At 60.3% G+C, this 22,275-nt stretch carries 20 protein-coding genes and 2 tRNA genes; 13 read left to right on the forward strand and 9 right to left on the reverse strand.

Annotated elements, in window-relative coordinates; translation table 11 throughout:
- Positions 1–81 precede the first annotated feature (81 nt).
- From F3J08_RS02170 to lysA, 3 genes are all read right to left on the reverse strand, one after another.
- Entirely contained in the window at positions 82–3,051 is a 2,970-nt protein-coding gene (locus F3J08_RS02170; protein WP_166928240.1) for a TonB-dependent siderophore receptor, read from the reverse strand.
- 388 nt (positions 3,052–3,439) lie between these two features.
- Positions 3,440–6,145, reverse strand: coding sequence for a DUF4175 domain-containing protein (locus F3J08_RS02175; protein ID WP_166928241.1), 2,706 nt, complete (start codon positions 6,143–6,145; stop codon positions 3,440–3,442).
- Positions 6,142–7,443 (reverse strand): diaminopimelate decarboxylase, encoded by a 1,302-nt coding sequence (gene lysA / locus F3J08_RS02180; protein WP_231944547.1) that lies wholly within the window; start codon positions 7,441–7,443, stop codon positions 6,142–6,144. Before lysA ends, F3J08_RS02175 begins: the two co-directional genes overlap by 4 nt.
- Positions 7,444–7,465: 22 nt before the next feature.
- Here lysA and F3J08_RS02185 point away from each other — a divergent pair, with 22 nt between their 5' ends.
- The 4 genes from F3J08_RS02185 to F3J08_RS02200 all read left to right on the forward strand — a co-directional run bounded on the left by F3J08_RS02185 (position 7,466) and on the right by F3J08_RS02200 (position 10,110).
- Positions 7,466–7,963 (forward strand): cytidine deaminase, encoded by a 498-nt coding sequence (locus tag F3J08_RS02185; protein ID WP_370458647.1) that lies wholly within the window; start codon positions 7,466–7,468, stop codon positions 7,961–7,963.
- A 27-nt stretch (positions 7,964–7,990) separates the two neighbouring features.
- Positions 7,991–8,716: a serine protease gene (locus tag F3J08_RS02190; protein ID WP_166928243.1), complete on the forward strand. Its 726-nt coding sequence runs from the start codon at positions 7,991–7,993 to the stop codon at positions 8,714–8,716.
- Positions 8,717–8,796: 80 nt separating this feature from the next.
- Positions 8,797–9,201, forward strand: coding sequence for a response regulator (locus F3J08_RS02195; protein ID WP_166928244.1), 405 nt, complete (start codon positions 8,797–8,799; stop codon positions 9,199–9,201).
- Between the two features lie 102 nt (positions 9,202–9,303).
- The gene (locus tag F3J08_RS02200; RefSeq protein WP_166928245.1) at positions 9,304–10,110 is read left to right on the forward strand and encodes an SDR family NAD(P)-dependent oxidoreductase; all 807 of its coding nucleotides are present in this window, start codon (positions 9,304–9,306) and stop codon (positions 10,108–10,110) included.
- Positions 10,111–10,124: 14 nt separating this feature from the next.
- On the opposite strand, the gene F3J08_RS02205 is transcribed toward F3J08_RS02200, so the two are convergent.
- The 3 genes from F3J08_RS02205 to F3J08_RS02215 form a co-directional block, all read right to left on the reverse strand.
- Positions 10,125–10,201: transfer RNA gene (locus F3J08_RS02205), tRNA-Arg, on the reverse strand.
- Positions 10,202–10,233: 32 nt separating this feature from the next.
- Positions 10,234–10,310, reverse strand: a tRNA-Arg gene (locus F3J08_RS02210).
- Between the two features lie 64 nt (positions 10,311–10,374).
- Positions 10,375–10,776: a hypothetical protein gene (locus F3J08_RS02215; RefSeq protein WP_166928246.1), complete on the reverse strand. Its 402-nt coding sequence runs from the start codon at positions 10,774–10,776 to the stop codon at positions 10,375–10,377.
- Between the two features lie 133 nt (positions 10,777–10,909).
- Between F3J08_RS02215 and guaA the strand changes: the two genes are divergently transcribed.
- From guaA to F3J08_RS02230, 3 genes are all read left to right on the forward strand, one after another.
- The gene (gene guaA / locus F3J08_RS02220) at positions 10,910–12,505 is read left to right on the forward strand and encodes a glutamine-hydrolyzing GMP synthase (RefSeq protein ID WP_166928247.1); all 1,596 of its coding nucleotides are present in this window, start codon (positions 10,910–10,912) and stop codon (positions 12,503–12,505) included.
- A gap of 120 nt (positions 12,506–12,625) precedes the next feature.
- Complete coding sequence (locus F3J08_RS02225) at positions 12,626–14,626, forward strand: DUF2075 domain-containing protein (protein ID WP_240149062.1); 2,001 nt, start codon at positions 12,626–12,628, stop codon at positions 14,624–14,626.
- A 130-nt stretch (positions 14,627–14,756) separates the two neighbouring features.
- Complete coding sequence (locus F3J08_RS02230; RefSeq protein WP_370458648.1) at positions 14,757–15,107, forward strand: ArsC family reductase; 351 nt, start codon at positions 14,757–14,759, stop codon at positions 15,105–15,107.
- A 27-nt stretch (positions 15,108–15,134) separates the two neighbouring features.
- Here the strand turns inward: F3J08_RS02230 and F3J08_RS02235 are convergent, their stop codons facing one another.
- Complete coding sequence (locus F3J08_RS02235) at positions 15,135–15,698, reverse strand: HNH endonuclease (RefSeq protein WP_023978366.1); 564 nt, start codon at positions 15,696–15,698, stop codon at positions 15,135–15,137.
- Positions 15,699–15,836: 138 nt separating this feature from the next.
- Between F3J08_RS02235 and gluQRS the strand changes: the two genes are divergently transcribed.
- Positions 15,837–16,694: a tRNA glutamyl-Q(34) synthetase GluQRS gene (gluQRS, locus tag F3J08_RS02240; protein ID WP_166928249.1), complete on the forward strand. Its 858-nt coding sequence runs from the start codon at positions 15,837–15,839 to the stop codon at positions 16,692–16,694.
- On the opposite strand, the gene F3J08_RS02245 is transcribed toward gluQRS, so the two are convergent.
- Positions 16,679–16,816, reverse strand: a complete 138-nt coding sequence (locus tag F3J08_RS02245) for a hypothetical protein (protein WP_166928250.1) — start codon at positions 16,814–16,816, stop codon at positions 16,679–16,681. The genes gluQRS and F3J08_RS02245 overlap by 16 nt on opposite strands.
- Positions 16,813–18,273 carry an argininosuccinate lyase gene (gene argH / locus F3J08_RS02250; RefSeq protein ID WP_166928251.1) on the reverse strand — a complete coding sequence of 487 codons (1,461 nt, stop codon included), beginning with the start codon at positions 18,271–18,273 and terminating at the stop codon, positions 16,813–16,815. Before argH ends, F3J08_RS02245 begins: the two co-directional genes overlap by 4 nt.
- A gap of 60 nt (positions 18,274–18,333) precedes the next feature.
- On the opposite strand from argH, the gene F3J08_RS02255 reads away from it, so the two are divergent.
- The 5 genes from F3J08_RS02255 to F3J08_RS02275 all read left to right on the forward strand — a co-directional run bounded on the left by F3J08_RS02255 (position 18,334) and on the right by F3J08_RS02275 (position 22,273).
- Complete coding sequence (locus tag F3J08_RS02255) at positions 18,334–19,107, forward strand: N-formylglutamate amidohydrolase (protein WP_166928252.1); 774 nt, start codon at positions 18,334–18,336, stop codon at positions 19,105–19,107.
- Positions 19,108–19,109: 2 nt separating this feature from the next.
- The gene (locus F3J08_RS02260) at positions 19,110–19,976 is read left to right on the forward strand and encodes a shikimate dehydrogenase (protein WP_166928326.1); all 867 of its coding nucleotides are present in this window, start codon (positions 19,110–19,112) and stop codon (positions 19,974–19,976) included.
- Positions 19,977–20,073: 97 nt separating this feature from the next.
- On the forward strand, positions 20,074–20,661 hold the full coding sequence (gene coaE / locus F3J08_RS02265; protein WP_166928327.1) for a dephospho-CoA kinase: 588 nt from the start codon (positions 20,074–20,076) through the stop codon (positions 20,659–20,661).
- Positions 20,658–21,335 (forward strand): DNA polymerase III subunit epsilon, encoded by a 678-nt coding sequence (dnaQ, locus tag F3J08_RS02270; RefSeq protein WP_166928253.1) that lies wholly within the window; start codon positions 20,658–20,660, stop codon positions 21,333–21,335. The genes coaE and dnaQ overlap by 4 nt, the downstream gene beginning before the upstream one ends.
- The gene (locus F3J08_RS02275; RefSeq protein WP_166928254.1) at positions 21,332–22,273 is read left to right on the forward strand and encodes a glycosyltransferase family 9 protein; all 942 of its coding nucleotides are present in this window, start codon (positions 21,332–21,334) and stop codon (positions 22,271–22,273) included. Before dnaQ ends, F3J08_RS02275 begins: the two co-directional genes overlap by 4 nt.
- Positions 22,274–22,275: the final 2 nt, after the last annotated feature.

Consider the following 22,275-nt stretch of genomic DNA (forward strand, 5'->3'; position numbering starts at 1 on the left):
AAGGGAGAAAGGCGCAGGCCCTTCTCCCTTTTTGGTCGTCTTTCTTCCATGACGCGGAGCAGAGCTCCGCGTCTGGGGTGATCAGAAGTTCAGACCAGCCTGCAGGAAGATGTAACGGCCCAGATAGAAGCCGCCATAGGTGCTGTCAGCCGAGTTGGAGGCTGCGTTGAGGACGAAAGGCGGGTTCTTGCCAGCGATGTTCTGCACGCCGCCTTCGAAGTTCCAGCGCTTCCAAGTGTACCCGATCGAGATGTCCTGCTGAACCATTGCAGGTGTCTTGATACGGGCGTTGGCTGCCGGATTTTCCTCGCTGAGGAAGGCGCTACCGTCATTCCAGTTTGCACCACCGATATACTGGAACATGTAGGAAACACGGAAAGCGTCATGCTGCCATGTCAGGGTGGCGTAGTCACGTACGCGCGGCTGGCTGATACCGTTCTGATAGAACAGGGCGCCCGTCTGGTTCAGATACGCGCCGCCGGGCTGCTGCTGCTGCTTGTACTTGACCAGCTGCTGGAAGTTATTGTCGACGATGAACGAGTCATGACGTGTAACACGGAAGCGATAGTTCAGATCGAAATCGATACCGCTGGTGATCAGGTCGCCCAGGTTCTGGTCAAGCGCCGAAACCGTGTTGATCTGGCCGGTGGGCAGACGGTTGACATCGCTGCAATAGGACTGGACGCTCTCCTGATAGCACTGGTTCAGGATATACTGCGTGGGAAGCGAACCGATCAGGCCGCCAATCGTGTAATGCCAGTATTCAACCGAGGCAGACAGACCCGGCACCCAGCGCGGCGTGATGATCGTGCCAAACGTGTAGGTACGGCCGGTTTCAGGCTGCAGCGCCCTGTTGCCGCCCGAAAGGGTGGGTACCTGGCCGGAATTGGCCGAGTTGAAGTTCTGCGGGTTGGCAACGCCACCCTTTATGCAGTTCGCGATCAGGATAGGGTTCGCTGCACCAGCGCAGGGATCGGATGCTGCGGGATAGCCGAGACCGACGCCACCATAGAGTTCGTAAACATTCGGCTGACGGAAGGACGTACCCAGCGTGCCGCGGAAGCGGATGTCACGTGTCGGTGCCCAGTCGATACCGACCTTCCAGTTCTTGGCGCCGCCGAAGGTGTTGTACGACGAGTAACGGCCCTGACCGTCGATCGACAGATCCTTGGCGAAGGCAACGTCCTTGAGGAGCTGCGCATGGCCCTGGATATAGCCTTCCGTCACGTTGAAGCCGCCCGAGGTCGACTGCACCGTGTTGGTGAGCGAGTAGCCGCTCTGCACCAGCGGATCGGGATTGTTCGAGAGCTGCTCGCCACGATGCTCCATACCGAGCGCCACGCCGAAATCGCCGCCGCCCTTCCAGGGCATATGGAAGATGTGGTTGTTGTGGATGCGCAGGTTCAGGTCGCGCAGCTGATACATGGTGTGCTGGTACGTGGTGTAATTGGCGTATTGCGCGGCACCCGGCGACAGACGCGTGAAAGCGTTGGACTGCACGCAGCCCGGTGAGCCCGCGCAGCTGTTCGGGTTGTAGATCAGCGCGCCATAAGGGTCGTTCGGATCAATCGCATTTTCCAGGCCCCATTCCTGCAGCAGCTTTGAGTAGTTGCCGACGCCCTGAATCTCATCCGTCACCTGGCTTGCACCATAGGTGTAGGACAGGTCGTACTTCCAGTCGCGCACGATATCGCCGCGCACGCCGAACATGCCGGTGACCGTGTCGCTGACGTTATTGTCGATACGCGGACCGAACTCGTTCAGGCGGCGATAGAGCTGCAGATCCTCACCCGCCGGATTGCCAGGATAATCGGCGCCGAGAATGATCGAATTGGGCAGAGGCGAGGGCGGTACGCTACCACTTGCAGGCTCAGGGGCAAGGCTCGTCTTGGATGAGCGATGGGCGTAAAGCACGTTCGAATAGAGGTCAAAATGCTTGTTGATCTCGTAATGCAGATCGCCCGAAAGGGTCGAATCCTGCAAAGCGTTCATCAGCGACGTGTTCTGGCCGTAGTTGTAACGCTTGCTTTTGCTGTAGGGGCTGAGCGAGCCGTTATCAATGTTGCCGACATAAGTGGCGCCGGTATCCTGACCAACGTAGGTGCCGCCCGGCGTGATGATTGAACCGACCTGTAGCCCTGGCTGGTTCGGATAGGTACCAGGCGCGCCTAGAGATGTAGCGGACCATGAGCGGTTGCGCTGCTGGATACCGCCCTGCGTCATGTAGCTGCCGCCAAGGGTGATGTTGCCCTTATCGTGATCGAAGTTCCAGCCCTTCATGGCCGAGAGCATACCGGTGCGGTTGTCACCATGACCGGTAATACCGCCGCGCATGGTGATGCTGCCAGTATTCAGGTCGTGGCGAAGCTTGATGTTGAGCACGCCCGATACGGCGTCGGCACCATAGAGTTCCGAACCACCATCCTTCAGGATTTCGACCGACTGGACCATCTGTACCGGGATCGTGTTCAGATCGATACAGTTGTTATTGCCGTTCGGCGTGGTGCGCTTGCCATCGACAAGCACCAGAACGCGGTTCTGGCCCAGGTTACGCAAATCGACGCAGGCAGCGCCCCCTGTGCCGTTGGTATTGTTGTTGGTGGTGCCGCTCGAACCGATCGAAGGGAGGCGCGACAGGTAGTCGTTGAGGTTGGTCGTGCCCGTCTGCTGGATCTGCTTGGCTGTAACGATCTGTACCGGATTGGCACTCGTATTATGGGCCGTGCTCAGGGCTGAACCGACGACGATGAGCTCTTCAGACTTGCCACCCTGCGAGAACGATACAGCGCTTGCCGGCGCGACATTGCGCAGCGCGTTCTGCGAGCGTGTGGGGACCATCGTGGCTGCGGGCGCTGTCTGGGCGCCGAGCTGCGGTCCGTTGACCGGACGAGTGGTGGTCTTGCGAGCCGTGCTGTGCCTGGCCGCCTTGCGATGATGCGTGGTCGCTGCAGCCGTCTGCGCATGGGCTGCGACATTCGTTACGACAGGGGAAAGGATAATGGCCGCACCCAGCAGCAATCGCCCTCGTCTCTGCAAATTAACGATTTTCATGAAAGTTTGCCCTCGGAATAACTTGGTTTCACGAGGCTGCGTTTTCTATCTTTTTATTGCAAGGTCGTTATCGTTCTGTGACGTTACGTTTCTGCAAAGCACTCGGTCGATGTTGCAAAATTGCATCGTTTTGTTGCCACAACGGCGGTCTGCCTCCAGTTCATCGCGCGAGGGTTGAGGTGTCCAACAGGGTTTGGGCAGGTGCTCTGCGCAGGCGGGCTAGTGTACAAGCTTGGGACACAGACGATCGGCAGCAGCATCACGCGATTCGGCGACGGTGTCCCTTAACCTCCAGATTTCATTAAGGACCCGCCGGGATAGCGCGGGCCAGCGCATCCCTTTGCCGCGCCGGGTGAAGCGCGCATTCCAGAAACGCTGGTCGTGTGGCTCAGTAGGATTTCAGCAGCTTGTCCAGATAGTCGAGCTCGCTCTGGGGGCGTGTCCGATCTGCATCACGTCGGCGAAGCTCGCGCTCGATTTCCCTGGCTTTTTCGCGGCTGTCTGCTTCCGGCACTGTGCCGTCCGTGTCAGCGCCAGAATGGCCCTTGCCGGTTTTCCGGCCGAGGGGATCGCGGTCGCTCTTGTCACCGGACTGGCCGTCTCCGTTGTCGTCATCGTCGCTATCAGCCTGGCTCTGGCCTTTCTTGTCCTTGCCACCCTGGGCGTGGCCCGAGCTTCCCATTGTGGGCAGCAAGGCGAGCGGTCCACCGCCATGGTTCTTGCCTTTCTGTGCCTCACTCATCTGCTGGCCAGTTTCGGCGAGATCCTTGAGCACCTTGCGTATGGCGATTTCAGCAGGTCCGTCCTGCGCGGCGGCCAGGGCTGCACGCGCCGCCTTCATGTCCTGATCGGCCTTGGTCAGGCCCGGCATCGTCTTGCCGGTCAAGCCCTTTATGTCGTCATTGAGCAGGCGGGCCACCATTTGCAGGGCACGCTGGACAGCATGGTCGTTGCGCCTCTCCTCGTGCTGCAGCGCGATTTCGTCTGGCGAAAGAGATGGAGGCTGGGCGGGGGGCGTTGCCTCATCCATATCCGGCGGCGGGGCCATCCCGAGGCGCTTGAGTAACTCAGCGGTGGACATGGCACTGACATCCTGCCCCGGGGCATTCTGGTTCAGCATGGCCTCGTGCGCGGCGCGCTGGCCAGGGTTCAGGCGGGACTGGGCATGGTCGAGCAGGGTGGTTTCACGTCTGACGAGATCATGCAGGGTCGCTTTCTGGGCTCGCGCCCGTGCCTGCGCCTGAAGCTGCTGGGCGATCTGCGCCAGGTCCTCCGGGGTGGCCGTGCGCATACGCTCGGCCATTCGCGAAAGGTCGTCCAGCCTTTTGATCGCCTGATCGGCATTGCCATTGGCCGCGTCCGATTGCAGACGGCGCATGAGCCTCGATACCGGGTCCGATCCATCATCGGGTGAGTCACCGATGTCGGGAATAACCGTACCAAGCTGCATGCTGCGTTGCATCAGGGCCTGCATGCGTCGGCTCAGGGCCTCGCGCAGCGTCTTCATGCGCGAGGCAAGTTCCTGCTGCTCGGCTTCGCTATGCCCGGCAGGGCCCAGCGCACGCATATGGGCGATCTGGTCCTGTACGGCCTTCTGCGCCGCGCGGATCTCAAGATTAGCCTGTGCGGTGTCACGGTCCGTGTTGCGCAGATCTTCCAGATACAGCGCGACAGCCCAGGTAAGCCCGATCGTGTTCTCTCTGGCTCCGTCTGAATCCTGATCCTCAAGCTGGGCGGCGGCATAGAGGAGCGCGAGGATGCTGCCTTTCTCCTGCAGCGGCAATGCGCTCGCAATCGCCCTCAGTTCGTCTGCAGTCTGTGCGGCAGTTTCGCGGTCGAGCCCGAAACGATGCCTCAGACTCACCAGGGCGCGGGCTGCAGGATCGTGAAAAACCCTCACAGGGAGCGTCACCGTCTCGGATTTGCTGTAGGCTGTCCTGCCGCTGCGGCTCGTGGCCTTGAGCCGCAGCGCGACAGCCTCTCCCGCCCATAGCGAAGCGGTAAGGTCGCTCTGGAACGTGCCGTCCGCCTTGTTGGGCACCCCTTTGAGAGGAATGGGTACGTTCAGCGCAGGCTTGTCCGGATTGGCCTTGAGTGTGATTTCAGCCTGCAGTCCCGCCACGCCATGTGCCTGAGCAACTCTCCAGGGCATGGCGAGATCGGTGCCGTCTTTTGCAGGCGCTGGCGGTGATGTCCACGCAACCTCGGGGGCAAGATCGGGGTCGATCTCGAATTGCCATTCGCCAACCGTCCGGCCACGCGAGCGAACGGAGATCCTGCCGCTATGAGCGAGTTTGGCGGTGAAGCTCCAGCTTCCGGAATCGAGTTGCTTCGTGGCGACATCGCTCGTCTCGATGCCCAGAAGATGGGGACCCGAGCGTGCGCCGGTGACATGGATGGTGAGTTTCGCATCCTGCGGGAGGCGCGGCGGCGTGGTGGTGTTCGTCAGGAAAACGGGTGCGCCGGGGGCATAATCCGGCATGTCGACCCAGGCCTCGATCTGCGGCAACGGGACATCGATATCATCCACGCCCGGCAGGAAGGCGGCCTCGAGGCGCGAGGGTGCCGCCGGACCCGACAGAGCGAGTGTCGCGATCAGGCATATCCCGAACCCTGCCCAACCGGATTTTCGGCCAGTGGTCCAGATCAGTCGTGGCCAGCCCGTGCGCAACCGCCCAACGCTGTCGCGCAGACGAGCCATATGCACGCGCCACAGGGCGGTTTCTTCGCCATCAGCCGGATAGTCATCAAGCGCAGCGAGAGGCTGATGTGCCAATCCGGAAGCCCGCTCAATGCGCCTGTCTATGAGGGCGGGCGAGGGCGGGGGCAAACGCGTCAGATTGCGGGCAGCGAGGGCGATGGCCCCTCCCGCAACGCCCGCCAGCAGAAACGCGTGTAGCGTGTCCGGCAGGGACTGCGGAAGGCGCAGCAACCCCGATATGGCGTAGGCACCTACGAGCGCCAGAGGCCGCTGGACGGCAGACCAGGCAGATTCGAGCCAGAGCACACGTCTTGCCCGATGACGCGCTTTGTGGACGCGCATCTCGGGCGTGAGGCTGGAGCCGGAAGACGGTGCGGGCGGCGCCATGCTCATTCGCTATCCAGCCACTCCGGTATGCTGTCATCACCCCAAAGCGCTTCGACCCGTTGCCGCTTGCGCACCACTTGCCACTGGCCGTTTTCAATCATGACCTGTGCGGCCAGGGGGCGACTATTGTAGGTCGAACTCATGACGGCGCCATAGGCACCCGTATCGAGAATGGCGATCTGATCGCCCGTGCGTACCGCAGGCAAAAGTCGGTCCTTGGCCAGAACGTCACTCGACTCGCAAACGGGCCCCACAACGGTCTGGGGGGCCGTTTCAGCGTAGGCAAGATCGGGCGCAAGCGGGATGATGCCGTGCCAGGCCCCGTAAAGGCTTGGGCGCGCCAGATCGTTCATCGCCGCATCCACGATCACGAAGTCCGAAATACCCTCGCGCTGGGCTTTGAGATCGATCACCGAGGCCAGAAGGACGCCGGCCGGTGCCGCGATCCAGCGACCGGGCTCAATGGCGAGTTTCAGATCGAGATGGCCCAGTGTCTCGGCAATTGCCCCGGCGAGCGCGGCCGGGGGCGGAGCGAGTTCGTCACGATAGCGCACACCCAGACCGCCGCCACAGTCCACCACCGAAACGCTCAGACCTTCTTCGCGCAGACCGACCACCATCTCGGCGATACGGGCATAGGCGGCCTTGAACGGGGCTGGCGATAGTATTTGGCTGCCGATATGGGTCGCCAGCCCGCGGATATCGATACCCGGCAGGGTGCTGGCTTCGCGGTAGAGGGCCGGGACATCGGCCCAGTCGATTCCGAACTTGTCGCCCAGTCGCCCCGTGCTGATTTTGTCGTGGGTTTCCGCATCGATATGCGGGTTGACGCGCAGGGCCACCCGGGCCGTGAGGCTGGAGGCGCGGGCAAGGTGCGAAAGGCGCCGTAGCTCCTCCACGCTCTCCACATTGATCTGGCCGATATCTTCCTGCAGGGCGAGCATGAGCTCGGCATCTGTCTTGCCGACACCTGAGAACACGATCTGCGACGGGCTGATTCCGGCGGCAAGAGCGCGGCGCAACTCGCCACCGCTCACGACATCGGCGCCACAACCCTCCTGATGCAGAACGGTCAGGGTCGCGAGATGGTCATTCGCCTTGAGCGCATAATGCAGCGATATGTCGATGCCACGCTCAGTGAAGGCTTTCCTGAGATTGCGGGTACGCCGTCTGAGCGTCCCTGCGCCCGTGACCCAGCATGGTGTGCCAACCGCGCTTGCTATTGTCTGGAGGGGAACCCCCTCAAACAGCAGACCATCCTGCCCATCCATATGCAACGAGGGGCGAGAGGCGAGAAGGTTCATGATATCAGGGTCGTGGCGTGTCATGAATGACAGACTACAAGGGCAATCTGCGGCTTCCAAGCTGCGATTATGCAAGGGAGAAGGATATTTGATGAGTAGGGACCTGATCGAGGCGGCCCTGGCCGCGCGCAAGCGAGCCTATGCACCCTATTCGCGCTTCCATGTCGGCGCTGCGCTGCGCTGTGATGGGGTGATCCATGCCGGGTGTAATGTGGAAAACGCAGCCTATCCCCAGGGAAGTTGTGCGGAGGCGGGGGCGATTGCCGCAATGGTCATGGCCGGTGGGCGCCGGATCGACGAGATCGTGATTGTCGGGTCGGGTGAAGCGCCCTGCACCCCATGCGGAGGCTGTCGCCAGAGATTGCGGGAATTCGGCGCGCCGGATCTGGACATCAAGATCGTCAACACAGAGGGCGTGCTCTTGCTCGAGACAACGCTTGAAGCCCTGCTCCCATGGTCTTTCGGTCCCAATCATCTCGTCCAGAATGGTGACGAGGTGTCAGACGGAACGGCGTCATGACGGTCTTGATAGGGCGGGGGGCTCGTTATGAGATATAAGAGCATCGCTCTTGCGGTGCTGGCTTTCGTCGTGCCTGAGGCGGCCTTAGCGGCGATTGCCGAGAAGCCCTCACTGGTGGGTGTGGGGTCTGGCACACGACATGTTGTTGATGTCAACCGGCCGCCCTGGCGTATTCTGGGGCGCGTGCAGACTGAACTCGGCGTGAAATGTTCCGGATTTCTTGTCGCGCCCTCTGTCATCATGACGGCGGCTCATTGCCTGTGGCGCGATGAAGCTGCCAATTTCATACAGCCTTCAAGTGTGCACTTCATGCTTGGTTATGACACGGGGGCATGGCGGGGCACGGCGCGAGGGGTAAAATTCATCATTCCCTCGACCTATGATCCGTTCCACCCGCTGCGCACCAGTCAGGCTGATCATGCGACGGTCATACTGGATCAGCCTCTCATGAAGTCGCAGGATCTGTTGCCGATCGTGGCGGCGGTACCCGGTCAGGCAGCCATGCTGGCCGGGTACCAGCAGGACCGTATGGAACTTGCGACAGGTGATATGGATTGCCATGTGATTCGTGTGCGGGGGCAATTGGTGGACCATGATTGTGCGGCGACTCATGGTGCAAGTGGCGCGCCACTTCTGGTCCGTAAGGGGGCAATCTGGGCGATCGCCGGGATTGATGTCACGGCACACGAAGGGCAGGGTGGTACGGCAGCAGGTTTCGCTAACGAACTGATTGTTAACAAAACCGTTAGGTAGAACGCGATAGGGGGGCTCAAAACCAAACGCCTCCACTTACGTTGTTATGGCTCAAAGCTCTCTCAGGAGACGTAGCCATCATGTTCGCGAGTTCATCCCTGGAATCCATCAACGCTACGCAGGGCGTCGCAGCCCCGACCGTTCTGGTCGTTGAGGACCAGGTATTGCTGCGTCTCTATGTCTCGGAGATGATTGAGCAGGCGGGTTACACCGTTATTGCAGCCGAAGACGCTGACGAGGCGCTTGTGGTTCTGCGTAAAAATCCCCAGATCCGCGCTGTTTTCTCGGATTTTGAGATGCCTAGCACGATGACGGGCTTGGAACTTGGTCATCACCTTTCCCGTACACGCCCCGATGTCGCATTCGTCCTGACCTCGGGTCGCAAGGCACCGGGGAGCTTTGCGTTGCCGCCGCGCAGCCTCTTTGTTTCCAAGCCTTTCCTTGAAAGCGATGTTTGCGCGGCATTGGCGCAGTTGGTGCATTAAGGCCAGCATCACCACTACGAAATTTCTGAGCGGAGAAAAATCCGTTCATTTCTGCGCCAGCAAGACAATCCCGACCAATAAAAATAATAACGGGACCTCAGAATGAAAAATCTCGAACAGGTGGATCCGGCTCCTCCGGACTCCATCTGGAATGGCTCTCGTGAGCCCGGCACTCCTCCAGGGGCTGTGCTCGTGACAGGCGGCTCACGTGGAATTGGTCGGGCGATCGTCCAGCGCTTTGCCTTTGCCGGGCGTCATGTTGCCTTTACCTACGCGCACGACCACTCCGCCGCGCGAGACCTGGCGCAAGTCCTCGTTCGCGCGGGATGCTCGGTATTGGCGATGCAGCTCGACATACGCTGCTCCAAAGCGATTGCCAGTGTTTTTTGCCGCACCATCGAGTTGATGGGTCCGATCAGTGTTGTCGTCAATAATGCGGGTATTGCTGGCCGTGCCGCTGCACTGACGGACACGATGCCTCCCGAGATTGAAGATGTCATTGATACCAACATCCTGGGCACAATGCTCGTAAGTGCGGAAGCCGTGCGTCATATGTCCACCAAGGCTGGTGGCAAAGGTGGGGTCATCATCAATATCTCATCTATCGCAGCGCGCCTCGGGGGCGTGCCGGGGCATGTCCCGCTTGCGACGAGCAAGGGGGCAATCGAAAGTTTGACCAAGGGGCTATCAGATGAGGTGGCAGCCGACGGGCTTCGGGTAGTCGCGGTGGCGCCTGGCATGACCCGTACCGCTCACGTCACGGATGAGATGCGCAGGCGAGCAAGTGCGATTGTGCCGATGGGAATGATTGCCGAGCCGAGTGATATCGCCGATGCAGTATTTTTCCTGGCATCGGATCAGGCACGTTATATCACAGGAACCGTATTGACGGTTTCCGGTGGGCGTTGATTTTTATTGGAGTATGGCGCACCCGAAAGGACTCGAACCTCTAACCCCCAGATTCGTAGTCTGGTGCTCTATCCAATTGAGCTACGGGTGCGAAGTGATCATTTGACTGATCACGATGTATACTGGCGCACCCGAAAGGACTCGAACCTCTAACCCCCAGATTCGTAGTCTGGTGCTCTATCCAATTGAGCTACGGGTGCGTCGTGGGGCGGGTTCTACTGCGAGTTTCCAAACCCCGCAAGAGGGAAAAAGAATTTTTTTCAATCAATGATTTGGACGGGTCATGACGATATGGGCGCGGCATGTTGGCGCACCATAGATGCCCCCGATGGCATTGCCGACCGGATACCCGTCGAACACGATGCTGTACGGCTTGCCCTGTGCGTCCTTGAGGTCAAGCTGCGCATGGTAGTGGTGCGGGTCCGCCCCACGCACACCCTTCAGAACGAGCGCGTTATCGCCCGGCGTGAAGCTGATGGCCCTGCTGCCAATCTGTAAGGTCGAATCCGTGTTCGTAGGGCAGCTGCCTTCATCGGTGACGAGCGCTCCGGTCCAGAGGCCGACAGGGTCCTTGCTGGGAGGCTGGGGGGAGGAGCAGGCCGAAAGCGCCCCGATCACACCAAGGAGCGCCACGCAGGGCAGGGGGCGAAAGCGGGAATACGACATATCGGTCTCGTCTGAATGAAGGAATGGTGACATTTAGGCGGGCATAACGCGTCGTTTGGGATGACGATGCACGACGAACATCCTATACGATGCCCACAGAACTTGCCCATGCACGACGTGTTGAAAGAGCGCCATGACCGACACCGCCCCGCAAAACGCCGATAACCTTGACCTGCAGCTTCATGAAGATCGTATCCTGATCCTCGATTTCGGCAGTCAGGTCACGCAGCTCATTGCCCGCCGCGTGCGTGAGAGTGGCGTCTATTGCGAAATCTGGCCTTTCACCGCGACAGAAGAGAAGATCCGCGGTTTCCACCCGCGTGGCATCATCCTCTCAGGCAGCCCGGCCAGCGTTCATGACGACAATGCACCGCAGATCCCCGATGTCGTGTTTGACCTCAACGTTCCCGTGCTGGGTATCTGCTATGGCCAGCAGGCCATGTGCGCGCGCCTCGGTGGCAAGGTCGAAACCCATGAGCACCGTGAATTCGGTCGGGCTCACATCGAGATTGCCGAAGATTGTGCCCTGTTCCGTGGTGCCTGGTCGCGCGGCCATCGTGAGCAGGTCTGGATGAGCCACGGTGATCGCGTCACGGCGCTTCCGCCCGGTTTCCGCGCTGTCGCGTGGTCGGAAGGGGCACCGTTTGCCATCATCGCCGATGAGGGGCGTCGCCTGTATGGTGTGCAGTTCCACCCGGAAGTGGTGCACACCCCGCATGGTGCCGCGCTTATCAAGAACTTCACGCATGAGGTTGCCGGTTGTAAGGGCACCTGGACCATGGCCGGCTTCCGTGACCTCGAAATCGCCCGTATTCGCGAGCAGGTAGGTTCCGGTCGTGTGATCTGCGGTCTGTCAGGCGGTGTTGACTCCTCCGTGGCGGCGAAGCTGATTCATGATGCCATCGGCGATCAGCTCACCTGCATTTTCGTCGATCCGGGCATTTTGCGCGCGGGCGAAGCAGATGAAGTGGTCAAGACTTTCCGTGGCCGTTTCAACATCAGCCTTGTTCATCGCGATGCGTCTGATCTCTTCCTGAACGCCCTGGCTGGCGTGACGGACCCGGAGGTGAAGCGCAAGGCCATCGGGCGTCTGTTTATCGAGGTGTTCGAGGAAGAGGCCACCAAGCTGGGCGGCGCACAGTTCCTTGCGCAAGGCACGCTTTATCCGGATGTGATTGAGTCCGTCAGCTTCACCGGCGGCCCTTCGGTCACGATCAAGTCGCATCATAATGTCGGCGGTCTGCCTGACCGCATGAACATGAAGCTGGTCGAGCCTCTGCGCGAGTTGTTTAAGGACGAAGTGCGCGCCCTGGGTCGCGAACTCGGTATTCCAGAAGCCATTGTCGGGCGTCATCCCTTCCCTGGGCCGGGCCTTGCGATCCGTATTCCGGGCGCAATCGATCGCGAAAAGCTCGATCTGCTGCGCAAGGTGGACTCGATCTATCTCGAAGAAATCCGCAATGCCGGGCTTTATGACGCCATATGGCAGGCCTTTGCTGTGCTGCTTCCGGTCCGCACCGTGGGTGTGATGGGTGACGGCCGCACCTACGACCAGGCCTGTGCCCTGCGCGCCGTAACCAGCACGGACGGCATGACGGCTGAGGTCTACCCCTTCGATTTCGGCTTCCTGAACCGTGTTGCGGGCCGCATCGTCAACGAAGTGCGTGGCATCAACCGCGTCACCTACGACATTACCTCGAAGCCGCCAGGCACGATCGAGTGGGAGTGATCCCGTACGATCTTGGTACCACGCTGATCCGACGAAATTGAAAGGAGCGCCCTGTTCAGATGGGGCGCTTCTTTTACATTAGGCTAGGCCTCGGCACATGCAGTTCTGTTTGCACGATGCTTGGCTCGAGAACAGGCTTTTCAACTCGACTACTCGATAGCTGATCGCCTTGGGGCATTTATGGCACGCGCTTACCTATCTCTCGACAAAACCGAGCTTGATGCGGCGTCCGACGAGGCATTGCTTGGTCGGCTGGCATCGGAATTGCCGTTCAGCGTTGAGCAGACACAACGCGGAGCTTGGGTCTATCAAATCGGACATCTCCGGAGAGTGCTTCAGGCGTTTCCGAAGGCCCACGCCTTTATGGAATTTCTCATCCCTCGGATGGGGCGGCGGGCCGATTTGGTTTTGTTGCTCCATGGCATCGTATTCGTGATCGAATATAAGATCGGCGCGAAATATCTAAGCCGCGGGGATCTTGATCAAGTTTACGGCTACGCGCTGGATCTTAAAAACTTTCATGAAACGAGCCATACTCTCCCCGTCATTCCCATTGCGGTAGCAACATCGTGGCAAGCACCCTCGACACCTGAGTATCGGTTCGATGATGACGGCCTGATGAAACCCATCGCGTTAGGCGAGAATGATCTCGAACGGGCTATCCGAGAAATTTCCAACCTAAACACAACCCCTGCTATCGACCCAGTGAGATGGGAAGCTGGTCGCTATCAGCCGACACCGACGATTATTGAAGCCGCGCAGGCGCTATATCATGGTCATTCGGTCCACAGCATATCGCGTTCGGAAGCCGGCGCGGAAAACCTGACGCAGACTGCTCAATACGTTGCGCGCGTGATCGAAAACGCGAAGCGCGAGCATCGCAAAATGATCTGTTTCATCACGGGGGTACCAGGATCAGGCAAGACATTGGCCGGTCTTAACCTAGCCACCGATCGTCAACGCGCTCATGCTGAGGAACATGCCGTGTTCCTGTCAGGCAACGGCCCATTAGTCGAGGTGTTACGGGAAGCCCTGACGGTTGACGCAGTGAAAGCAGCGAAAGAAAAAAACGAGGATAGCAGCAAAGTCCGGGAGCGCCGTCGCGCCGAGACTTTCATTCAGAACATCCATCATTTCCGCGACGAGGCCTTGAATTGTGTTTCACCGCCTGCCGAAAAGGTCGTCGTGTTTGATGAGGCGCAGCGCGCTTGGGACGTCGAGCAAACATCAAAGTTTATGCAACAGAAGCGAGGGCAGCCGGGGTTCTCAATGTCAGAGCCTGCGTTCCTCCTTTCGGTCATGGATCGGCATCCAGATTGGTGCGTAGTGGTTTGCCTCATTGGTAACGGGCAAGAGATCAATACGGGCGAAGCAGGCATCGATGAGTGGCTGCGCGCGCTTGAGGGGATTTTCCCCCATTGGCGGGTCCATCTCTCCCCAGAACTCACCTATGAAAGCGTTTTGCCTAATCGGGAGCTGGCTGCTCCTTTGCATTTATCGACGTCTATCCGATCCTTCCGCGCTGAGCGGCTATCAGAATTCATATCGTATGTCGTCGCCGGGGAGGCGGCGCGTGCACGGCAGGTGAGACAAGGGCTTACTCGTTTTCCGCTTTTGGTGACCCGTGATTTAGAGGCTGCGCGGCGTTGGCTCCGCGCTAAGCGTCGGGGGCAGGAGCGAAGCGGTTTGCTGGCGTCGTCAAACGCTGTGAGACTTCGACCCTGTGGGCTATTTGTAAAAGCGAAGATTGAGCCGCAACATTGGTTTCTTGGGCCGCATGATGATGTCCGATCTTCAGATGCGCTCGAGGACGTGGGCACAGAATTTGAGACCCAAGGGCTAGAGCTGGATTGGACTTGCGTTTGCTGGGACCTCAATTATCGCCGGGAAGGCCACGCATGGACGAGCTTCCAGTTCAAAGGGACTCGTTGGCAGCGGGTTAATGATTCTGCGAGACAGCGCTACGTGGCGAATGCCTACCGGGTTCTCCTCACCAGAGCACGTCAAGGCATGATCGTCTTTGTTCCTAAAGGGTCCCCAGAGGATGTCACCAGGCCGGAGCACGCCTATGACGAGGTCTACGAATTTTTGCTTGGCTGTGGATTTGATCCGTACTCCTGAGGGGCGAAAAGAAGGCGATCATCGGCTTTGCGATAATGTCGAACGCTACCGGTAAGCGCCGCCATCCATGGTATGATACTGCCCAGATTTGGGTATAGACATTTACGAGGAGGGGTAATTGGAGCAAAGGGTGACTATCTATGGAATCACGACTTGTGACACTGTGCGCAAGGCGCGGCGCTGGCTGGATGCCGAGGGTGTTGCCTATCGCTACCATGATCTGCGCAAGGATGGGCTGAGCGCTGAGGAACTGGCGTCTTGGGTTGGCGCTGTCGGGTGGGAGAAACTGCTCAATAAATCGGGGATGACATTCCGCAAGCTGCCTGAGGCGGACAAGCAGATCAGCACGGAAGCTCAGGCTATGGCGCAGATGCTCGCGCATCCAACCGTTATCAAGCGCCCTGTTCTGGTGCGTGACGGAGCGGTGACGCTTGGGTTCAAGCCCGAGCTCTATGCGGCAGTTTTTGCGCCCAAGCCCTGAGGGGGAAGCGGATAGGGAGGGCGAAACTCAGCCCTCCAGCTCGCTGTCCCAGTACAGATAGTCACGCCAGCTTTCATGCAGGTAGTTTGGCGGAAAGCTGCGGCCATTCTCCTGCAGGCGCCGTGTCGAGGGCTGCACAGGCCTGATGCGCGGGTGCATGCCGATCTCGGCGGGAAGTTTCGATCCTTTGATCAGATTGCAGGGGCTGCACGCCGTTACGACGTTTTCCCAGGTGGTGCGGCCGCCTTTGGCACGAGGGATAACGTGATCAAAGGTCAGCTCATGCGTGGGTAATCGGTCGTGGCAGTACTGGCAGGAGAAGTTGTCACGCAGGAAAACGTTGAACCGCGTAAAAGCCGGTCGTCGCGCTGTGGGGATATATTCCTTCAGCGCAATAACGCTGGGCACGCGCATGACGCAGCTCGGCGAATGGACCTCGATATCGTCGTATTCACTCAGGACCGAAACCCGGTCGAGAAACACCGCCTTGACGCTTTCCTGCCAGGACCATAGCGATAGCGGGAAGTATGAAAGCGGACGAAAATCCGCATTCAGAACAAGGGCGGGGAAATGCTGGGCGCTGGCAAGCATCGATCGCATCCTCTTTTACAGGGCGGCACGATCGGATTATCTCAAGCGCGACGGGAAACCAGCGCCTATAGATACGCGCCGTCTGTCTTATGGATCTGACTATTTCAGCTTTCCGTGAGCAGGGCAAGCGAAGGTTTGATGACAGGATTTCGCACACGTTTTGCACCGAGCCCGACGGGTTTTCTGCATCTGGGTCACGTTGCCTCGGCTTGTCATGCGCGGGATATGGCAGGGCATGACGGAACATTCCTGATCCGCATTGAGGATATCGACCCGCAGCGCTGCCTGCCTGCCTTCACGCAGGCACTTCTGGACGATCTTGAGTGGCTGGGGTTCGAAAGCGCGGAGCCTGTCATATGCCAGTCAGCCCATCTGCCTTACTACCGGTCCATGCTGGATAGATTGCGCGAACAGGGGCTGGTTTATGCCTGCACCTGCTCAAGGGCCGAAATGCAGGCGGGTGCGAAGGGCATCGCGCCGGATGGGAGCGCCGTCTATGGCGGTCATTGCCGTGGTCGTTATGGCCAGATTGTGCCGGATCAGCCGCATGTCTGGCGTCTCGATATGAACGCAGCATTGAAGCGGCTCGGGTGTATCCCCTCCTGGCAGGAAGGCGCGCAACGCGTCGAAGGGCGGGCGCAGGACTTTGGGGATGTTGTGTTGGGGCGACGCGATAATGGCGTTTCATACCATCTTTGCGTCACCTGCGACGATGCCCGTCAGGGCATTAACTGCGTCACACGAGGCGCGGATCTTTACGAGGCGACCTCGGTGCATCGTGTATTGCAGGAATTGCTTGGTTTTGTGGCCCCGCTTTATGCTCATCACGGGCTGATCTGCGATGAAACCGGGCGCAAGCTGTCCAAGCGGGATGGTGCCGAGAGCCTGCGTGCCTTGCGGGAGAAGGGGATGAGCGCGGCTGCCATTATTGCTCTGGCGCGCTCATCCATTGCCCGGACGCCCTTCAACGGTAGGGCGGATTACTCCGGCGGGTAGTTATGCGGGTAGGTGATCTTGCTGGCCGGGCCGGGGGCGTGGGGCGCGCCCTTCTTGCCGCAGCCGGTGAGCATGAGCGCGCCTGCCAGGGCCAGGCCGAGAATTCGGGTCGAGCGGGTCATGCTGCGTTCTCCTCAAGGCGCGACAGCCAGAGCCCTGCTGCGCGGGCGACGTTCTCCGGCGCCGTGCCACCCTCACTGGTGCGCGAGGCGAGTGAGGATTCGACGGTCAGTACATCGAAAATGCTGGCATCAATCTGCGGCTCGACGCTCTGCATTTCCTCCAGCGTGAGATCAGCCAGATCGCAGCCCTTGGCTTCGGCCATACCGACAAGCCGGCCCGTGACATGATGCGCCGTGCGGAAGGGCAGACGCGGCACGCGCACCAGCCAGTCCGCAAGGTCGGTCGCGGTCGCGAAACCGGCACCGGCGAGGGCGCGCATCTTGTCTGTGTTGGCGGTCATGTCACGTATCATGCCATCCATGGCGGCAAGAGACAGGGTTGCGGCCTCGGTAGCATCGAATACCGGCTCCTTGTCCTCCTGCGTGTCCTTGGCATAGGCCAGAGGCAGGCCCTTCATCACCATCAGCAGGCCCATGAAATCACCCGTGATGCGCCCGACCTTGGCGCGCACCAGCTCGGCGGCATCAGGGTTTTTCTTTTGCGGCATGATGGAGGAGCCGGTGGTGAAGCCGTCTGAAAGCCGTACGAAGCTGAACGGTGCCGAGCACCACAGCACCAGCTCTTCCGACAGGCGCGACAGATGCATACCGAGCAGCGACAGAGCTGAAAGATATTCGAGCGCGAAATCGCGATCGGACACCGAATCGAGCGAGTTGGCTGTGGGGCGGTCAAAGCCGAGCTGAGCTGCTGTGAAGCGCCGGTCGATTGGGAAGGACGTGCCAGCAAGCGCCGCAGAGCCGAGCGGACATTCGTTAAGACGTGCGCGGGCGTCGCGCAGGCGGTCGCGATCACGCGAAAGCATCTCGACATAGGCCAGCAGATGGTGCCCGAAGGTGACAGGCTGGGCGACCTGCAGGTGGGTGAAGCCCGGCATGGCGTCAGCAGCATGTTCCAGTGCCCGTGTCGCCAGAGAGCGCATGAGCGCGGTGACCTGCCCGCTTATTCCGTCAATGGCGTCGCGCACCCACAGGCGGAAATCGGTGGCAACCTGGTCATTGCGTGAGCGCGCTGTATGCAGGCGCTTGCCAGCCTCGCCGATACGATCGGACAGGCGTGCCTCGATATTCATGTGAATATCTTCAAGATCCTGCGAGAAAGGAAAATTCCCGGCTTCGATATCACGGGCAATGCCGTGAAGCCCGTCGCGGATCTCCTGTTCCTCGGCCGCCGTCAGCAGACCCACGCGGGCGAGCATGGCAGCGTGAGCCAGCGAGCCGCGAATATCCTGACGCCACAGCTTGCGATCGAAATCGATGGACGCATTGATGTCGGCCATGATGGCAGCCGGACCGGCCGCAAAGCGCCCGCCCCATTGCGGGTTGGCCAGACGCGCTTCGGTCTGGGTGGGAGTATCGCTCGATGGCTGGGGCTTGGTCTCGGTCACGGGGTTGTCCATGGCATGGGGATTGTGGTCAAGGTGGGCTAACCTAGTCAGTCAGCAAGGTGCGCGCAATTCATGAGCGAGCTTCCCCCTCTTCTCGGCCCTGAAGATCCGCTGCCCTACCGGGTAACGAAAGCCACGGGTGCATCGCCGTTCATTCTCGTGAGCGACCACGCAGGGCGTGAGGTACCCAGAGCGCTGGGGCGTCTTGGGGTGGAGGAGACCGATTGGGGGCGACATATCGCTTGGGATATCGGTATCCACGGGGTTGGTGTGCAGTTGCAGGCGCTGCTCGGCGCTGATCTGGTCGAGCAGGTCTATTCCCGTCTCGTGATCGACAGCAATCGCGCACCCGGTCATCCGACATCCATTCCGGCAGTGTCGGACCACACAACCATAGGCGCGAACGTGGCGCTGAGCGCGGCATGTCGGACGCGTCGTGAGCGCGAAATACTTCATCCCTATCACGACCAGATCGCGGCACTGCTACGCCAGCGGCAAACGCCCGTGGCCCTGATCGCCCTGCACAGCTTCACGCCGCGCATGAACGGGACGGATCGTCCGTGGCATGTGGGGATACTGCATCATCGGGATACGCGCTCGGCACGGATCATGCTCGATCTGCTGCGGCAGGAGGGGGATCTGTGCGTGGGGGATAATGAACCCTATGTCCTGACCGCGACATCGGATTATACCGTGCCGTATCATGCAGAGCAGGGCGGTTTGCCCTATCTGGAGATAGAGATCCGTCAGGATCTGATTGAAAACGAGGCAGGACAGATATCTTGGGCACAGAGACTGGCGCGGCTGTTGCCGCTCTACTGGAACGCCATCTCGACGGCGCACTGAACCTGGCAGATGCGAAGGCTGAACTTGCGGCGCTTTTTCCGCAGGGCCAGCCTATTCTGGCGGCTGTAACGGGATGGCCGCTCGCCTATACGCGCTCGCCCATCCTGCATAATTACTGGTGCGCGGCTTACGGAATCGACGGTCTTTACCTGCGTCTGCCGTTGGCGCCGGAGCGCTTCGAGACCGGGGTACACGCATTGCAGGCGCTTGGCTTTGCAGGCCTCAATGTCACGATCCCGCATAAGGAAGCCGCTTACAGTCTGGCTGGCAGGCACACGCATCAGGCCAGACGGGCAGGGGCCGTGAATACGCTGGTCTTTTCACCCGATGGCACCATCCTCGGCGATTGCACCGACGGCACGGGATATCTGGACTCGCTCGATCAGGCAGGGATCACCCTGCCGCGCAAGACACTGGTGCTTGGCGCCGGAGGGGCCTCGCGGGCCGTTTGTGCGGCACTGCTCGATGCGGGATGCGACCTGGCCATTGCCAATCGTACCCGCAGCCGTGCCCAGTCGCTGGTCGAGGCATTGGGGGGCGGTACCGTTCTGGAGTGGCAGGAATGGCCCGAAGCTCTCGCCTCTTTCGGGCATCTCACCAACACCACGTCGCTGGGTATGGCAGGGCAGGAAACTCACGACTGGGCCGCAACACTTGCTTTGGCGTCGTCCGATCTGGTGGTGTCCGATATCGTCTATATGCCGCTCGAAACGCCCCTTCTGGCTGCGGCGCGTGCTCGCGGACTCCAGGGGGTCGATGGGCTTGGCATGCTGATCAATCAGGCACGGCCGGGTTTTGCTGCGTGGTTCGGTCACGAGCCGCAGGTGGACGATACGCTGCGGGCACGTCTGATCGAGACGATCGATTGAGCAGGGCTGCGTCAGGGGTGCCGTATTGAATTCGAAAGCGCGCATCGGGGTTGTTCGCCCTCGCAAGGACTGGCGGCCTCAACGTGCAGGTACCGTCGTGATCGGCCTGACGGGCGGTATGGGAGCAGGCAAGAGCACGGTCGCGCGATTTCTTCGTAGGGCTGGATGGCCGGTTTTCGATGCGGATCGCGCTGTCCACGCCCTTCAGGCGAAAAATGGCGCGGCCGTTCCGGCCCTTGCCTGGCTCTGGCCGGAAACGGTGAAAGAAGGGGCGGTCGATCGCGCAGCCTTGCGCCAGACCGTCATCGGGCATCCGGAGCGCATTGCAGCCCTCGAGGCGATTATCCACCCGCTCGTTCGCAGGGCGAGGCAGGATTTCCTGCGGCAGATGCGCCGGCGCGGAATGCGGTTTTGTGTGCTGGATATTCCGCTTCTTTTTGAAACCGGAGCCGATCGTGACTGCGATCGGGTCGTTGTGGTGACGGCGCCGTTGCCTGTGCGCCTGCATCGGATCATGCGCCGACGCTCAATGAGCGAGGCCCAGGCGCGTGCATTGCTGTCACGTCAGATGAGCGATAACGAACGCAATCGGCGCGCCGATCTGCTGTTGCGTAATGGCCTCTCGCGCGGCCATACCGCGCAGCAGATGAAACGCATGATGAGAACCCTGGAGAACGCAGCATGAAAAGGTCCATCCTTTTCGATACGGAAACCACAGGGCTCGACCCGGCGACCGGCGATCGCGTGATCGAAATCGCAGCGCTCGAACTGATTGACGATCTCCCGACCGGGGAGGCGTTCCATGTGCTGATCAACCCCGAGCGTGACGTGCCGCCCGAGGCCAGCCGTGTGCATGGCTTCACGCTCGACGACCTGCTCGACAAACCGAAATTTGCCGAAATTGTGGACGGTTTTCTGGCCTTCATCGGCAATGATGAGATGATTGCCCACAACGCGCCGTTCGATTTCGGCTTCATCAATGCCGAACTCAAGGCATGCGGCAAGGCGCCCCTCGATCGTGCGCGTATGATCGATACACTCGAGATGGCCAAGAAACGCTATCCCGGTCTGCCCAACTCGCTTGATGCGTTGTGTCGTCGTCATGACATCGATCTGTCAGCACGTACAACCCATAATGCGCTGCTCGACTGCAAGCTGCTTTCCGAGGTCTATCTGGAGCTGATGGGCGGTCGCCAGCGCGGGCTGGGTCTCGCGGTATCAGGGAGTGGCGGTGGAGTTGCCACCTATCGCGGCAACCCCGATCGCAGACCCCGACCCATGTCCCCGCCGGATGAGGCGACGAAAGCGGCTCATGAAGCCTTCATAGCGGGATTGAAAGAGCCGATCTGGCTGCAATGAAACGCATCTTGTTCATCACGGCCAACCGTCTGGGTGATGCCGTCATCTCCTCCGGTGTGCTGGCCGAACTGCGCCGCCTTCACCCGGATGCCCGCATCACCGTGGCCTGCGGGCCTGTCGCAGCGAGCTATTTCGAGCCGTGCCCCTCGGTCGATCGGGTGATCGTGGTCAGCAAGAAGCGCTACGACCTGCATTGGCTTGGCCTGTGGTGGGGCTGTGTGGGCACGTTCTGGACCCGGATTGTCGATCTGCGCGGTTCGGGCGTCTCGCTTTTCCTGCCGACATTGCATCGCCGTATCCTGCGCGGTGGCCGTCGGCCGGGCGCGCGTATCGGCCATCTGGCAGCGTTGTTTCGGGGCAGGAAGACGCTCATGCCCGAAATCTGGTGTCGTCCGGAACAGGTGGATCTTGCTGCCGAAATTCTGCCGGCGACAAGGCGTTATTGCGCCCTCGCGCCGACCGCCAACTGGGAAGGCAAGATCTGGCCCGCCCCGCACTTCATCGAGGTCGGTCGGGCCATGCAGGCACGAGGGCTGACCCCTGTCATTTTCTATGGCCCCGGCGAGGCAGAGAAGGCACTCGCACAACCTGTCATCGAGGCGCTTGCGGCATCCGGCCTAGAAAAGGGGAGAGGCGCCATTGATCTTGGCGGAGAAGGGAGCCTCGGCCTCGTAGGTGCCTTGCTGCGCCGCTGCGCCCTGTTTGTCGGCAATGATTCGGGGCTGATGCATCTATCGGCGGCGGCCGGTACGCCAACACTTGGTCTCTTCGGCCCCAGTCGCGCCTCGGAATATGCGCCGACGGGCAGGAAGGCACATTTCGTGGCGGCACCCGGCCCGGAGGGCAAGGCCCCAATCGCTGGGCTGGCTGTCGCGACCGTTCTGGCCGAAATCGAGACCCTGCTGGCGGGAGAGGGAGAGGCGCATCATGACGGTTGAGA

Origin of the sequence: Asaia sp. As-1742, assembly GCF_011753235.1 — a bacterium.
Classification (GTDB): domain Bacteria; phylum Pseudomonadota; class Alphaproteobacteria; order Acetobacterales; family Acetobacteraceae; genus Asaia; species Asaia bogorensis_B.

Excerpts from the sequence above, each read along its gene's own strand:
- F3J08_RS02170 (WP_166928240.1), bottom strand. The coding sequence starts at position 3,051 with ATGAAAATCGTTAATTTGCAGAGACGAGGGCGATTGCTGCTGGGTGCG.
- lysA (WP_231944547.1), bottom strand. The coding sequence starts at position 7,443 with ATGAACCTTCTCGCCTCTCGCCCCTCGTTGCATATGGATGGGCAGGAT.
- F3J08_RS02245 (WP_166928250.1), bottom strand. The coding sequence starts at position 16,816 with ATGACCCGCTCGACCCGAATTCTCGGCCTGGCCCTGGCAGGCGCGCTC.
- F3J08_RS02185 (WP_370458647.1), top strand. The coding sequence starts at position 7,466 with ATGAATGACAGACTACAAGGGCAATCTGCGGCTTCCAAGCTGCGATTA.
- F3J08_RS02175 (WP_166928241.1), bottom strand. The coding sequence starts at position 6,145 with ATGAGCATGGCGCCGCCCGCACCGTCTTCCGGCTCCAGCCTCACGCCC.
- F3J08_RS02255 (WP_166928252.1), top strand. The coding sequence starts at position 18,334 with ATGAGCGAGCTTCCCCCTCTTCTCGGCCCTGAAGATCCGCTGCCCTAC.
- F3J08_RS02235 (WP_023978366.1), bottom strand. The coding sequence starts at position 15,698 with ATGCTTGCCAGCGCCCAGCATTTCCCCGCCCTTGTTCTGAATGCGGAT.
- argH (WP_166928251.1), bottom strand. The coding sequence starts at position 18,273 with ATGGACAACCCCGTGACCGAGACCAAGCCCCAGCCATCGAGCGATACT.
- F3J08_RS02200 (WP_166928245.1), top strand. The coding sequence starts at position 9,304 with ATGAAAAATCTCGAACAGGTGGATCCGGCTCCTCCGGACTCCATCTGG.
- F3J08_RS02215 (WP_166928246.1), bottom strand. The coding sequence starts at position 10,776 with ATGTCGTATTCCCGCTTTCGCCCCCTGCCCTGCGTGGCGCTCCTTGGT.
- F3J08_RS02275 (WP_166928254.1), top strand. The coding sequence starts at position 21,332 with ATGAAACGCATCTTGTTCATCACGGCCAACCGTCTGGGTGATGCCGTC.
- guaA (WP_166928247.1), top strand. The coding sequence starts at position 10,910 with ATGACCGACACCGCCCCGCAAAACGCCGATAACCTTGACCTGCAGCTT.
- gluQRS (WP_166928249.1), top strand. The coding sequence starts at position 15,837 with ATGACAGGATTTCGCACACGTTTTGCACCGAGCCCGACGGGTTTTCTG.
- F3J08_RS02190 (WP_166928243.1), top strand. The coding sequence starts at position 7,991 with ATGAGATATAAGAGCATCGCTCTTGCGGTGCTGGCTTTCGTCGTGCCT.
- dnaQ (WP_166928253.1), top strand. The coding sequence starts at position 20,658 with ATGAAAAGGTCCATCCTTTTCGATACGGAAACCACAGGGCTCGACCCG.
- F3J08_RS02195 (WP_166928244.1), top strand. The coding sequence starts at position 8,797 with ATGTTCGCGAGTTCATCCCTGGAATCCATCAACGCTACGCAGGGCGTC.